At 68.9% G+C, this 11,853-nt stretch carries 14 protein-coding genes; 10 read left to right on the top strand and 4 right to left on the bottom strand.

The annotated features are described in order from the left end of the window. The first annotated feature begins 54 nt into the window (after nt 1-54). A complete protein-coding gene (locus FXF65_RS12180) occupies nt 55-1,158 on the top strand; it encodes an L-type lectin family protein (RefSeq protein ID WP_148349866.1) in 1,104 nt (367 codons plus the stop codon). A gap of 66 nt (nt 1,159-1,224) precedes the next feature. Here FXF65_RS12180 and FXF65_RS12175 read toward each other — a convergent pair whose 3' ends face one another. Beyond that, entirely contained in the window at nt 1,225-2,703 is a 1,479-nt protein-coding gene (locus FXF65_RS12175; protein ID WP_148349865.1) for a M1 family metallopeptidase, read from the bottom strand. A 246-nt stretch (nt 2,704-2,949) separates the two neighbouring features. Here FXF65_RS12175 and FXF65_RS12170 point away from each other — a divergent pair, with 246 nt between their 5' ends. Next, nucleotides 2,950-3,537, top strand: a complete 588-nt coding sequence (locus tag FXF65_RS12170) for a VanZ family protein (protein WP_148349864.1) — start codon at nt 2,950-2,952, stop codon at nt 3,535-3,537. 199 nt (nt 3,538-3,736) lie between these two features. Here FXF65_RS12170 and FXF65_RS12165 read toward each other — a convergent pair whose 3' ends face one another. Both FXF65_RS12165 and FXF65_RS12160 read right to left on the bottom strand, forming a co-directional pair. Beyond that, nucleotides 3,737-4,306, bottom strand: a complete 570-nt coding sequence (locus FXF65_RS12165; protein ID WP_148349863.1) for a hypothetical protein — start codon at nt 4,304-4,306, stop codon at nt 3,737-3,739. Between the two features lie 251 nt (nt 4,307-4,557). Then, nucleotides 4,558-4,866, bottom strand: coding sequence for a hypothetical protein (locus tag FXF65_RS12160; protein WP_148349862.1), 309 nt, complete (start codon nt 4,864-4,866; stop codon nt 4,558-4,560). 601 nt (nt 4,867-5,467) lie between these two features. Between FXF65_RS12160 and FXF65_RS12155 the strand changes: the two genes are divergently transcribed. Together FXF65_RS12155 and FXF65_RS12150 are read left to right on the top strand one after the other, a co-directional pair. Continuing rightward, nucleotides 5,468-6,184 carry a response regulator transcription factor gene (locus FXF65_RS12155; protein WP_148349861.1) on the top strand — a complete coding sequence of 239 codons (717 nt, stop codon included), beginning with the start codon at nt 5,468-5,470 and terminating at the stop codon, nt 6,182-6,184. A gap of 200 nt (nt 6,185-6,384) precedes the next feature. Then, nucleotides 6,385-6,666, top strand: coding sequence for a hypothetical protein (locus FXF65_RS12150; RefSeq protein ID WP_148349860.1), 282 nt, complete (start codon nt 6,385-6,387; stop codon nt 6,664-6,666). Between the two features lie 120 nt (nt 6,667-6,786). Here the strand turns inward: FXF65_RS12150 and FXF65_RS12145 are convergent, their stop codons facing one another. After that, nucleotides 6,787-7,053 carry a hypothetical protein gene (locus tag FXF65_RS12145; protein ID WP_148349859.1) on the bottom strand — a complete coding sequence of 89 codons (267 nt, stop codon included), beginning with the start codon at nt 7,051-7,053 and terminating at the stop codon, nt 6,787-6,789. Nucleotides 7,054-7,396: 343 nt separating this feature from the next. Between FXF65_RS12145 and FXF65_RS43675 the strand changes: the two genes are divergently transcribed. The 6 genes from FXF65_RS43675 to FXF65_RS12120 all read left to right on the top strand — a co-directional run bounded on the left by FXF65_RS43675 (nt 7,397) and on the right by FXF65_RS12120 (nt 11,796). Next, the gene (locus tag FXF65_RS43675; RefSeq protein ID WP_187412240.1) at nt 7,397-8,293 is read left to right on the top strand and encodes a DMT family transporter; all 897 of its coding nucleotides are present in this window, start codon (nt 7,397-7,399) and stop codon (nt 8,291-8,293) included. Next, complete coding sequence (locus FXF65_RS46210) at nt 8,290-8,745, top strand: phosphatidylglycerol lysyltransferase domain-containing protein (protein ID WP_187412239.1); 456 nt, start codon at nt 8,290-8,292, stop codon at nt 8,743-8,745. Before FXF65_RS43675 ends, FXF65_RS46210 begins: the two co-directional genes overlap by 4 nt. Further along, nucleotides 8,732-9,235 carry an FBP domain-containing protein gene (locus FXF65_RS12135; RefSeq protein WP_148349858.1) on the top strand — a complete coding sequence of 168 codons (504 nt, stop codon included), beginning with the start codon at nt 8,732-8,734 and terminating at the stop codon, nt 9,233-9,235. The genes FXF65_RS46210 and FXF65_RS12135 overlap by 14 nt, the downstream gene beginning before the upstream one ends. A 523-nt stretch (nt 9,236-9,758) precedes the next feature. Continuing rightward, nucleotides 9,759-10,169 carry an STAS domain-containing protein gene (locus FXF65_RS12130; RefSeq protein ID WP_148349857.1) on the top strand — a complete coding sequence of 137 codons (411 nt, stop codon included), beginning with the start codon at nt 9,759-9,761 and terminating at the stop codon, nt 10,167-10,169. 295 nt (nt 10,170-10,464) lie between these two features. Next, complete coding sequence (locus FXF65_RS12125) at nt 10,465-11,118, top strand: DUF4360 domain-containing protein (RefSeq protein WP_148349856.1); 654 nt, start codon at nt 10,465-10,467, stop codon at nt 11,116-11,118. 30 nt (nt 11,119-11,148) lie between these two features. Next, nucleotides 11,149-11,796: a DUF4360 domain-containing protein gene (locus tag FXF65_RS12120; protein ID WP_148349855.1), complete on the top strand. Its 648-nt coding sequence runs from the start codon at nt 11,149-11,151 to the stop codon at nt 11,794-11,796. The last annotated feature ends 57 nt before the right edge of the window (nt 11,797-11,853 follow it).

Here is an 11,853-nt window from a genome sequence, read left to right as displayed (position 1 = left end):
CATATGAGTGCGGTGGAGAGACGGCGGCGGACTCGCGAAGGAAGAGCCAACAACATGAGGCATGGGTTCACTCGAATGGTCGCGTCGATCGGGGTCGGCGCGGCCGTGGTCGCCGCCGCATTGCCCGGGAACGCACTGCCCGGGAACGCTTCGGAGGCGGCAAGGCGTCCGGGTTCTCTGCTGCTGGACGAGTCGTTCACGGGAGCCACCGCGGATTCGCGTTTCATCGGATACGGGTCCGCGTGCCTGACCGGTGCGGCGCGCGGGAAGGCGCCGGCCGATGGCTCGAACCATCCGCTGCGCGGATGCCGCCGGGACCCGGCCGGTCCGGTGCCGCCCGGCGGCGCGGCACGGCACGGATATCTCCAGCTCACCGACGCCCACCCCGAACAGACCGGCGCCGTGCTCTTCGACTCGCCCCTCTCCGCCAGGGACGGGATCGAGGCGACCTTCGAGCAATGGCAGTACGGCAATACGACGCGGTCGCCCGCCGACGGCATCTCGTTCTTCCTCACCGACGGATCGCGGCGCCTCACGACGCCGGGCGCGTTCGGCGGCAGCCTCGGCTACGCCCAGAAACGGCCGGGCGGCAGGTCCGACGCCCAGTTCGTGCCGGGCGTCGACGGCGGATATCTCGGTATCGGGCTCGACGCGCTCGGCGAATACTTCGGCGACGGGGAAGGGCGAGGGAATGGCTGCGACCGCCGTTCCCCGGCCGGGACGTCGTCCCGTCCGCCCGCTCCCGGACCCAATTTCGTGACCGCCCGCGGCCCCGGCAACGGCGTCCAGGGCTACTGCCTGCTCGCCGCCTCGAGCGAGGACAGGTCGGGCAGTGGCCGCTGGTCTTCGGCGCTACCCGGCAAACTCCACGGCGATCTGAGGAAGATGCCCGCCAGGGTGTCGGCGGAACGGGCCGAAGAGCTCCTCGAACCGGTGAAGCGGACCGTCCGCGTCGTGGTGTCGCCCGGCCCCAACCCGGTCGTCACCGTCGACGTCGATTTCGAGGACGACGACGGTTTCCAGGAAGTGCTGAGATTCCGCGCCCCGCGCGCCCTTCCGGCGACCGTGAAATTCGGGTTCGCCGCGTCCACGGGGCCGCTCACCGACGTGCAGCTCATCCGCCGAGTGGTCCTGCGCAGCAAGCGCGCATCCGAATAGGAGCCGTTCCCCGGCGGTGACCATGCGGCTTTCCGAGCGGAGCGCATGGTCACCGCCGGGTGAGGGTCAGCGGCCTTCCAGCGTGCGGGTCTGCCGGATCTCCTTCCAGCTCCGCGGGCTCGACGCCACCGCGACGCGCTGCGGCGGCGAGGCGGGACGGCCCGGCGTGTAAAGCCAGGTCTGGAAGAGGCCGTGCAGATCCTTTCCGGAGATCTTCTCGGAAAGGGCCTCGAACTGGGCCGTGGTGGCATTGCCGTAACGGTGGCGCTTCACCCAGGTGCGGAGAATGGCGAAGAACTTCGCGTCGCCGACCGCCGCGCGCAGCGCTTGGAGGGTCAGGGCCCCTCGGTCGTAGACGGCGTCATGGAACTGGTTCTCGCCGGGACCGGGATCCGCGACCTTGACCTTCCAGAACGGGTCGTCGGCCGGGTAACTGTCATAGGTCTTCTTCGCGACCTCGGCGGCGGTGCCCTGCCCGGTCTTCTCCGACCACAGCCACTCGGCATACGAGGCGAATCCCTCGTTCAGCCAGATGTCGCGCCAGGTCGTGAGCGAAACGCTGTCACCGAACCATTGGTGGGCGTTCTCGTGGACGATCAGATAGGGCCGGACGCCCGAGGCGAACGCGGCGGGACTGTAGAAGACCCGCGTCTGCTCCTCCAGCGAGAAACGCGACTTGACGTTCGGGACGTAGCCGCCGATCGACGTGAAGGGGTAGGGCCCGAACACCGTGCTCGCCCAGTCGACGATCTCCGGGGTGAGTTCGATGCTCGCCTTGGCCGCCTTGAGCAGCGCCGGGGCGACGTCCGGGCTGTAGGCGGTGATGACGGGCAGACCGCTCTCGGTGCGGCCCTGGTGGACCTCGAACTTCCCGACCGCGAGTGTGGCCAGGTAGGTCGCCTGCGGCTTGGCCTCGTGCCAGGCGGTGGTCGTCCAGCCATGGGACGTGCGGCTGCGGCGTGGCTCGCCGTTGCTGATCGTCTGGAGGCCCTCGGGAACCGTGATCCTGATGTCGTAGCTGGCCTTGTCGAGCGGATGGTCATTGCTGGGGAACCACCACCAGGCGCTCTCCGGCTCCTGGGCGGCGACCGCTCCGTCCGGCGTCCTGGCCCATCCGACGTAGTCGTTGTACTTCTTCGTGGACGGCACGTCCGAGTAGGACACCGCTATTTCGATCCGCGAGCCCTTGCGCAGAGCGCGCGCGGGCGTGATCACCAGTTCGTGCGCACCGGACTTGGCGAACACCGCTTTGCGACCGTTGACCGTGACCTTCTGGGTGTCGAGCAGAAAGTCGAGGTTGAAGCGGCTGAGGTCCTGGGTGGCCCGAGCCGTGATCTTGGCGGTGCCCTGGAGCGTGTCGGTGGCGGGCTGGTACTTGAGGTCGAGGTCGTAGTGGCCGACGTCGTACCCGCCGTTCCCGTAGTCCGGGTAGTACGGGTCGCCGATCCCGGGCGCGCCCGGCCCGGGGGCGGCGAGGGCCGAGGTGGCGCACAGCACCACGCCGGTGGCTGCGGCCGTGACGGCAAGGAGGGGGGTTCTTCGCATGGGGAGCACTCCTTCGCAAACTCTACTATTCCTATAGGAATATAGGAGATCCGGCCGGGCCGTGGCGTCGCGCCGACGGCTCGCGGGGATGCCGGGAGTCACCCGATGATTGTCTTGGAGGCCCCCCGGCGCGACTAGGGCCCTCCTCCGTGCCGGGACGCGTGTATCGCGGGCGTATCGAAAACCGCATACGCCGCCGCAACCGCCCACCGTCTTCAATGGGGCGAGACGGAAGCGGGAGGCAGCGTGATCAGGGGATGGCAGAGCTTGGCCGGGACGTTCACCGGCGTCGTGTTCATCACGGTGGCCGTCCTGCCCTTGGCGGCGCTTGCGGTGTGGGTGCTGGCACACCGCCGGAAAGCCGCCGGCGCCACGTCCGCCCGGGCGTGGCGAACGTCACTCGCGGACGTCGGCATCCTCTACGGGACGGCGCCGGGAATCTGGATGATCATGTTGCCGGGCCCGGGGGCGGGCATCGTCCCCGGCCGGGTGAGCCTGGTGCCGCTGCGGGACCTGGCCACGATGCCGACGGGCCAGGTCGTCGGCAACCTGCTGGTGTTCGCGGCGCTCGGATTCCTCGTCCCGCTGCGGTTCCCGGCGCTGGCGTCGGTGACGCGGATCCTGCTGCTCGGGGCGGGCTGCTCGGCCCTGGTCGAGACCGCGCAGTACGTCCTGTGGCTGGACCGCGTGTCCTCGGTGGACGACGTGCTGCTCAACGCCTCCGGAGCCGGGCTGGCCGCACTGGCGTCCCGCTGGTACTGGCGGTCGTCGTCCGGCGCCGACGAACCCGGATCTCACGCCGCGACCGCGACCGGACGCTCCTACGCGGGCTGATCAGAGGCGGCGGTCCGGGTTTGCATATCTCGGCGGCATGTTCCGGCCCTGGAGGCGGTGCTCGCTGGCGCGGGGCTCACCGCAGCCGACCTGGTCGTGGTCCTTCGGCCACGCTGACACGCCCCGCCTTCCCGCGGACATGGCGTCGTCGGCCGCCCGCCGTTCCGGTCCCGCCTGAGTCGGCTACTTGGGGGCGTTCCTATTCGGCGGGGCGGATCGTCTGGGCCGGGGTCACGGCGAGACCGGTGTTGATGGACACGGTTTCCGGCTCGTAGCAGTTACGGGGATCCCAGACCTCCAAGCCACCGCCGATGCCGGTGCTCAACCACATTTCAACCCTCTGGTTCCGGTACAGGACTTCGCTCTTACCCACGCGATCCGTCGGGCTGCCGATCCTGATCGGACACTGTCCGCCAATGTCGATGACGAGGGGGGAGAGCGATGCGGACACCGTGTCGATGGAAGATAGGTACCGGGTGGCCGTCATGGTGATCGGAACTCGGAAGGTGGGGTAGCCCAGGTTGTTTGTGCCGGAGCAGCCGTGAACCGTCACCTTGTCGATCTGGCCCTGCCCGGAACTGTCGAGGAAATCGCCGCTGAAGCGCACGTAGCAGTTCAGTTCGTTGAGCCGGACGTCTCCCTCGGCGGTGAACGTGCCACCTGGGGAAACCGTCCATGTCGTCTGCTGAGCGGACGCACTGGCCGGGACGAGCCAGGTAGCCAGGAGAGCGGCGAAGCCGACGACGAGGCTGGCGGGGGACCTTTGCATTATTCCTCCAAGGTGTGGTTCCCGGGAGGTTACGTCGGCCGATGGTCCGTACCCAGACCCAATTGTGAAGCGGGCGCGGGCTCCCGGCCGACTCAATTGGCATCTGATGACAAGCGGTCCGCTCGATGATCGACAGATGGGAAGAAATTGTGGTGCTGAGGTGATCACTGGGAAGGGCGAAGCGAATCGAGAAGGCGGTCGTCGGGTTGGCCGATTGCGGCCTCAGGAAGGTCCTGCAGAAAGGTGAGTTTTCAGCGGGCCGTTGGGCTTCGGTGACCTTCCTTGAGAAGCGGGTCGCAGGGTGGTCGTTCGTCAACGCGGAGCGAGTTGTCACAGGCAGGCGAGGCGGCCGCCATTGCGGCCCGGGTGCGCTGGGTTTCGGCGCCCTTTGCGAAGGCGCCGCGGAGGGCGCGCAGCACGGCGGTGTACCCGGCGCGGGCGGCCGGGAGCCGATAGGCCGCGAACAGGGCGTTGGCGTCCAGCACGATGAGCCCGCGGGTGAAGCACTCCTTGAGTTCGCCGGGGCCGGCCTGCTGCGGCCCCGTCAGGGGCCTGGTCACGGACAGAGGAGAACGGGGCATCGGTCGGGGCCTCCTGGCGCCGTTGCGCATCTCCTCGTGCCACGGCTGGGGGCTCATACAAGGTGGGGGTCAGCCCAGGGCCTGGAAGCAGCGGAAGGTGCCGATAGCGCTTCTGCCTGGATTGATCACCGTGGGCGGGTAGGTAGTGCCGAGGCAGCGTGGACGCGACAAACGGCCCGCTGTCCTCCAGCGGAGGAGCGGCGGGCCGTCTCTTGGCGGTGCCCCCGGCCAGGGCGAGCGCGTAGTAGTCGGCTACCACGACGGCCGCGGCGCCGACCTTGAGCTTCGTGCTCCCAGTTGCTCCTGTTCTGGGAGCTGGAGCGGCGCTGCCGCTGGTAGCGGCGATGGATCCGTTGCTCATCTGGTCAGACGGCGTCCTGCGGTCTGCCGCCGTGCGCGATGAAGAGGGCGCGGGCGGAGTGGTGGCTGTACACGCCGTCGACGAGGCCGACGACGGCGCGCAGGGTGCACTACAGGTGCATTCTTAAGATCGCTGACCGGCTCGCGTACAGGTAAGGGGGCTGCCGGTCTAACTCGTTTGCATACGTCGGCGATACGCCGTGTTGCCTAGGCTTGAGCCATGCGCGTGCTGATCGTGGAAGACGAGCCCTACCTGGCCGAAGCCGTCCGGGACGGGCTCCGGCTGGAGGCGATCGCCGCCGACATCGCCGGTGACGGGGACTCCGCCCTCGAACTGCTCAGCGTCAACTCCTACGACCTCGCGGTCCTCGACCGCGACATCCCCGGCCCGTCCGGCGACGAGGTCGCCCGGCGGATCGTCGCGTCCGGCAGCGGCATCCCGATCCTCATGCTCACCGCCGCCGACCGCATCGACGACAAGGCGTCGGGGTTCGGGCTCGGCGCCGACGACTACCTCACCAAGCCGTTCGAGCTCCGCGAGCTGGTGCTGCGGCTACGGGCGCTGGACCGCAGACGCGCGTACGCCCGGCCGCCGGTCAGCGAGATCGCGGGCCTGCGGCTGGACCCGTTCCGCCGGGAGGTCTTCCGCGACGGGCACTACGTCGCGCTCACCCGCAAGCAGTTCGCCGTCCTCGAAGTCCTGGTCGCCGCCCAGGGCGGTGTCGTCAGCGCCGAAGAGCTGCTGGAACGGGCCTGGGACGCCAACGCCGACCCCTTCACCAACGCGGTTCGCATCACCGTCTCGGCGCTGCGCAAGCGACTCGGCCAACCATGGCTGATCGCCACGGTCCCCGGCGTCGGCTACCGAATCGACACCCGCACCGAGAAAGACACCGAAACGGACACTGGAACGGACGCAGACACCGACGCCACCTAGCCCGGCACCCGCCCCGGTCGGCGTCTCAGCCCTTGTCGCGCGCCTCCGCGCCAAGCCGAAGGCATAGTCACCGGCCCGAAACGGCCTTCGGCTTGATCGAACCTGGAACGGGGATTCTGTGAAATCCCTACAACTCGTCGATCTTCCTTGCGCTATAGTCCTGCCGTTTTCGGTTATCCATCCCCCGCGCAAGGAAGCAGATGAACTTCGATTTCAGTGCCGAGCCCCTGTTCTCCTGGTACGTCATCGCGCTGATGGCGTCCGGCGTGCTGATGGCCGTCGCGGCGGCACTGCCGGGCTCCAAGGTCACGGAGCGGCTCCTGTACGTCGCGCTGGGCATCGGGATGCTCGGTTACGGCGTCTACCTGGGCTTCATTTTCGACGGCGGCTCGTACGAGATCTTCTTCTACGTGTTCGTGGTGCCGATCGTGGTGCTGGCGCGGGCGATTCGCGCCCTGGTCAGCGGGCCGCAGCGCGCCTGACGGAGTGAACTCGCGCCCTCGTGACGCGGGTTTGTGAAAACTGGTCGCCATCTCGAGAAACGAGATCGGCGACCAGCTTTCACCCCGCCGGAAAACTCTGTTGTGTAATCCGGCCTCGACCTAGTAGCGACCCATACCTATGGCCGTGCCGTCGCCATTGGTGACGACGGAGCCGTGTCCGGCGGCGGGGGCGTCCGAAGCGGACGCGGCTTGGTCATGGCTGACGGCGAGGCCGTATTCGATCGCCGTGGCGAATCCGAGGAGTGCGGCGAGCAGCGCGCCCAGTGCGAGAGCCCGTACCCGGCGCTGCCTACGACTTCTTCCTTGCCGATGACCGGTGGTCAGCGTACTGGCCGACATCGTTTCCTCGGCGACACGTGTCCTCATCGGATCCTCCTCTGTCCGACGTACGAAACGTCCACAACTACATATGCGCCTGGGTTACACGCCCCGGCCCGAGGAGGGGGGCGGCGATCGCGCGGCTCGCCGGTGAGGGTGCGCAGGCCAACTTTCCGGCACTGCGTCGTGCCGACTGTCTCCGCGAGCGCCGCGCACCGGTCAAGGCCGGTAAAGGAGGGGCCGTCTTTGTTAAGGGCCTGCCGCGCCGGGAACGGAGTCGGGAAGATGCGGCTGTTTCGCCTGGTGAGCGCGGGTGGGACGCCGCCATGGCGCGGGCGGGGGAGGTGCGCCTGACGATGCGCGCGGTCCTCGGGCCCAGGGCCCGGTCCGGATGAGCCTCCTGGCGATCGCGCTGGCCCTGGCGGCGGCGGTGTTCTTCGCAGTCGCGGCGGCGTTCCAGCACCACGCGGCGTTCCACGAGGTCCGCCACCGGCTGTTCGACGTGCGGCTGCTGTGGCGGCTGCTGCACCATCCGATCTGGGTCTGCGGGCAACTCGGCGACGTGGCGGGGATCGTCCTGCACACCACGGCGCTGCACGTCGGCACGCTCGTCCTCGTCCAGCCCGTCCTGGTCAGCGGACTGCTGCTGTCGGTGCCGACGGAGGCCGTGCTCGACCGCCGCCGCCCGCACCGGCGCGACCTCATCGGGGTCGCCTTCGCCACGGCGGGGCTGGTCGCCTTCCTCGCCGCCGCCGACCCGAAGGCGGGGACCAACCGTCCGACCGGGGCCGCCTGGCTCGTGTCCGGGGTGCTCATCGGGGTGACGGTGCTGGTCCTGCTCCTGCTGGCGCGGCGCACGGTCAGGGGGGCCCGCTCGGGTGCCTACATCGGCCTGGCCACCGGCGTCCTTTACGGCTTCGGCGCGGCGCTGCTCAAGACCAGCGCGGATCTGCTGACCTCCCATCCGCTCACGCTTCCGCTGCACTGGGAGATGTACGCGCTGATCGGCAGCGGAACCCTGGCGCTCCAGCTCAACCAGAGCGCGTTCCAGCACAGCTCGCTGGCGGCACCGCTGACGACCATGACGCTCGCCGAACCCCTGGTCTCGGTCATCCTCGGCCTCACCGCGTTCCACGAGCAGATCAGGACGTCCCCGGCGCGGCTGGCGATCATCGCCGTCGCCGCGCTCGCCATGGCCTACGGCGTCAGGACGACCAGCACCGGACGGCGGCCTCCGACTCGCGCGCGGGGCGCCGCCGTCCGGCCAGACGATCGCGGCGACCGTTGACGCCGGGGCTGGAACACGGTGCTGAAGGCCCATCGTTTTACAGGTGGGACTCAGGCAGTCTGGCGCTCCTGACGCACCGCCGCCTCCTTGACGATCGCGCGCGGTGGGCGGTGGGCCGCCGGGTGGACGGCGAGCCGGTCGCGTTCCGGCGCTACGTCCCGTGCGCGCGGGGCGCGGCGATATCCCTGGACGCGATGCGACGCCGCCCCGACGCCCCCAACGGCGTGCACGAAAGAATGATCGCCGACATCGTGCCCTGGGGACGCCGGCACGGCGTGGACGAGGTGTCACTGAACTTCGCGACCTCTCGCACTCTCCTCGACACCGCGGACCAGCCGCCGCGGCGGCCTGGCTGCTGCGGCACATCGACGGCGTCCTCAGCCTGTGCCCGGATAACCGTTTGCCCTAGTCACGGGCGCGAATCTAAGCTCGCGACTCATGCGAGCGATTAGCGAACGCGAGCTGCGGTCCTGCTTCGTCAACTGCTCCAAGGGTGACGCCAAGCGTCTCAATCTCCCCAAGGATTTCGCGGAGTCGCCCTGGGACGACCTCGAATTCCTCGGCTGGCGGGACCCCAAGGCCCCCGAGCGCGCCTACCTGGTCACCGAGACGGACGACCGGCTCACCGGGATCGCGCTGCGGTTCGCGTCCACGCCCGGCAAGGCGCGCGGGTTCAACTCGACCAGCCTGTGCTCGTTCTGCCAGACCGTGCACACCGGTGGCGGTGTCGCGCTGATGAGCGCGCGGCGCAGCGGTGAGGCGGGCAAGCAGGGCAACACCGTCGGGCAATACCTGTGCACCGACCTGGCCTGCTCCCTGTACGTGCGGGGCAAGAAGCACACCCTGCTGGGCGACGGCCACGACGACGGCGCCCCGCTCGAGGAGAAGATCGCGCGCATCAGGACGAAGCTCGACGCGTTCGTCGCCTCGGTCGTCGGCTGATCGGCGAGTCCGCGGGAGCGGGCTCGGACGGCACCGGGCGTGCGGGCCCGGTGCCGTCCTGAACCAGCCGGGAACACGTCCTAGCTGGCCAGGCGCGCTCGGCGGTCCTGTCTGTGATGAAGGCCGCGCTGTACGCCGCGCTCGCGCTGGTCCTGATGACCGCCGCGTTCGCGGCCGGGGACGACGCCTCGCGTCGTGGTGGCGCTGCCGGTGCTGGCGTTCGCTGCCGTCGCCTCGTCGGCCGAAGCGCTCCCGCCGGAGCGGGGCCGCGCGCGTCCGGGCTCGTCACCGGGCCGCGTCGCCTGCGGGCGAATGAAGAGAAACGCCCGAACGCGACGAACCGGCCCGCCTTCTGGACGTGCTTCGCGCCCCGTCCGACCTGTCCTGACCGCGTGATGGCGTGTGCGGTGCGCGGATCCGGGGCGGCTCGCGAGAGGATGGAGGCGTCCGCGTCGGCTCCCGGGCGCCGGTCGGCCGCTGTCGAAGGACGACCCGGGTAAGGGACGAGCATCTGGAAGGAGGGGTGACGACCGCCATGCCCCTGACGCTGGAACACCGCTGCGACCACGATCTCGCCGTGGTGGTTCTCGCCGGTGAGATCGACGTCGCCACCAGCGCCGGGCTGCGCGAGGACCTGGCCCGGCTGGTCGCGTCCGGCGCCCGGCACCTGATCCTTGACCTCGGCGCGGTCGCCTTCATCGACTCCAGCGGGCTGAGCGTCCTGCTGTCCTTCCACCACCACCTGGGCGGTCGGCACGGATCGATCGTCCTCGCCGCGGTGAACCAGCGCATCCGCGAGGTGCTGCGCGTCACCCAGCTCACCCGCATCTTCCCCATCTACGGCACGGCCGAGGTCGCGATCCAGGCCCACCACGCCACGCGCACGGGGCCCGACACTTCGCGCACGCCGCCGCGGGACCGCGACGCCAACTGACCCGCCCGCCGCGCGCGGGTTTCCGCGGCCGGCCGTGGAACGGTCCTTGTCAAAATTTCAACCGCGCCATTCTATTGGCCGCGACCAGATAGAACCCCGCCCGCGGTTCTGTTGAATTCGCGCAAGTATAGAAGAGTTAAAAACTGGTGATTGACCGTTCCCAGTTCGATAGTTACGCTCCATTCAGCATTCAAACATGCCCCGATGGTGGGCCTCCGATAGAAGCCGAACCGCTGGGGCATCCGCCTCTTCGATCTCCGAAGAAAGGCGTTCAGTCCCAGCGAAGGGTAATCCCATGCGCAAAGGCATCGCATTTACCGCCGCGGCCGTCGCCGCCGTTTCCATGGCCGCCGCGCCGGCCGTCCCCGCGTCCGCGTCGGCGCCGCGGCTCGTCCGCGGCCCGGACGGCGTCACGGTCGAGGTCGTGACCGTCAACGGCTCCGGCTGCCCGATCGGCACGGCCGCCGTGGCCGTGTCGCCCGACAAGGAGGCGTTCACCGTCACCTACAGCGACTACCTGGCGCAGGCGGGCGGGGACTCCAAGGCCACCGACGCCCGCAAGAACTGCCAACTGGCCCTGAAGGTCCACGTGCCGCAGGGCTTCACCTACGCCATCGCGAGCGCGGACTACCGCGGGTTCGGCTATCTGGAGAAGGGCGCCAAGGGGACCCAGAAGGCCAGCTACTACTTCCAGGGGAACGCGCAGACCGCGAGCGCCACGCACTCCCTCCAGAGCCCCCTCAACGACAACTGGCAGTTCAGCGACAGCGTTCCGGTGACCCAGCTGGTGTGGAAGAAGTGCGGCGAGGAGCGCAACTTCAACATCAACACCGAACTGCGCGTCGACAAGGGGACCTCGGACCCCACGAAGGTCAGCTTCGTCTCCATGGACTCCACCGACGGCTCCATCAAGACGATCTACCACTTCGCGTGGAAGACCTGCTCGTAAGACCGCGATAATTCTGAAGGAGAACGATCCATGCGCAAAGGAGCGACCGCCGCGGCGGCCTGTCTTTCCGGCCTGGCGCTGACAACCGGTACGGCCCAGGCCGTGACGGCCGAGCCGCCGCCCCCCGGCAAGATCACCTTGCAGGTCGTCACGGTGAACGGCTCGGGCTGCAAGGCCGGGTCCGCCGCCGTCGCCCCTTCGAAAGACAAGACCGCCTTCACCGTCACCTACAGTGACTACCTGGCACAGGCGGGCGGGAAGTCCAAGCCGACCGATTTCCGCAAGAACTGCCAGCTCAGTCTGGCCGTCCACATCCCGCAAGGATTCACCTACGCGATCGCCAGCGCGGACTACCGCGGCTTCGCGAGCCTGGCCGGCGGCGCCACCGGTCTGGAGCAGGCCAGCTACTACCACCAGGGCCAGTCCCAGACCACGGCCGTCAAGCACACGATCAAGGGCAAGTACTCCAAGAACTGGCAGTTCACCGACCGCACACCGGTGGCCAAGCTGGTCTGGAGGCCGTGTGGCGAGAACCGCAACTTCAACATCAACACCGAGCTTCGCGTGACCGCCGGGACCGACAAGTCGAAGACCAGTTTCATGGCCTTCGACTCCGCCGACGGCAGCGTAAAGACCGTGTACCACTTCGCCTGGAAGAAGTGCGCGAGCGCGCGCTGATCCGGGCTCGTCGGGCCGCGCCTGCGCTCCCCCCGCGCGCGGCGCACGGGTGAGCGT

This window comes from Actinomadura syzygii, from assembly GCF_008085905.1.
Taxonomy (GTDB): Bacteria; Actinomycetota; Actinomycetes; order Streptosporangiales; family Streptosporangiaceae; genus Spirillospora; species Spirillospora syzygii.
Note: the sequence above shows the minus strand (reverse complement) of the source record. Positions and strands in the feature narration are given on the sequence as shown.

Bases quoted from the DNA above. Each gene is read 5' to 3' on its own strand.
- FXF65_RS12180 (WP_148349866.1), top strand. From the start codon at position 55: ATGAGGCATGGGTTCACTCGAATGGTCGCGTCGATCGGGGTCGGCGCG.
- FXF65_RS12175 (WP_148349865.1), bottom strand. From the start codon at position 2,703: ATGCGAAGAACCCCCCTCCTTGCCGTCACGGCCGCAGCCACCGGCGTG.
- FXF65_RS12165 (WP_148349863.1), bottom strand. From the start codon at position 4,306: ATGCAAAGGTCCCCCGCCAGCCTCGTCGTCGGCTTCGCCGCTCTCCTG.
- FXF65_RS12155 (WP_148349861.1), top strand. From the start codon at position 5,468: ATGCGCGTGCTGATCGTGGAAGACGAGCCCTACCTGGCCGAAGCCGTC.
- FXF65_RS12150 (WP_148349860.1), top strand. From the start codon at position 6,385: ATGAACTTCGATTTCAGTGCCGAGCCCCTGTTCTCCTGGTACGTCATC.
- FXF65_RS12145 (WP_148349859.1), bottom strand. From the start codon at position 7,053: ATGAGGACACGTGTCGCCGAGGAAACGATGTCGGCCAGTACGCTGACC.
- FXF65_RS43675 (WP_187412240.1), top strand. From the start codon at position 7,397: ATGAGCCTCCTGGCGATCGCGCTGGCCCTGGCGGCGGCGGTGTTCTTC.
- FXF65_RS12135 (WP_148349858.1), top strand. From the start codon at position 8,732: ATGCGAGCGATTAGCGAACGCGAGCTGCGGTCCTGCTTCGTCAACTGC.
- FXF65_RS12125 (WP_148349856.1), top strand. From the start codon at position 10,465: ATGCGCAAAGGCATCGCATTTACCGCCGCGGCCGTCGCCGCCGTTTCC.
- FXF65_RS12120 (WP_148349855.1), top strand. From the start codon at position 11,149: ATGCGCAAAGGAGCGACCGCCGCGGCGGCCTGTCTTTCCGGCCTGGCG.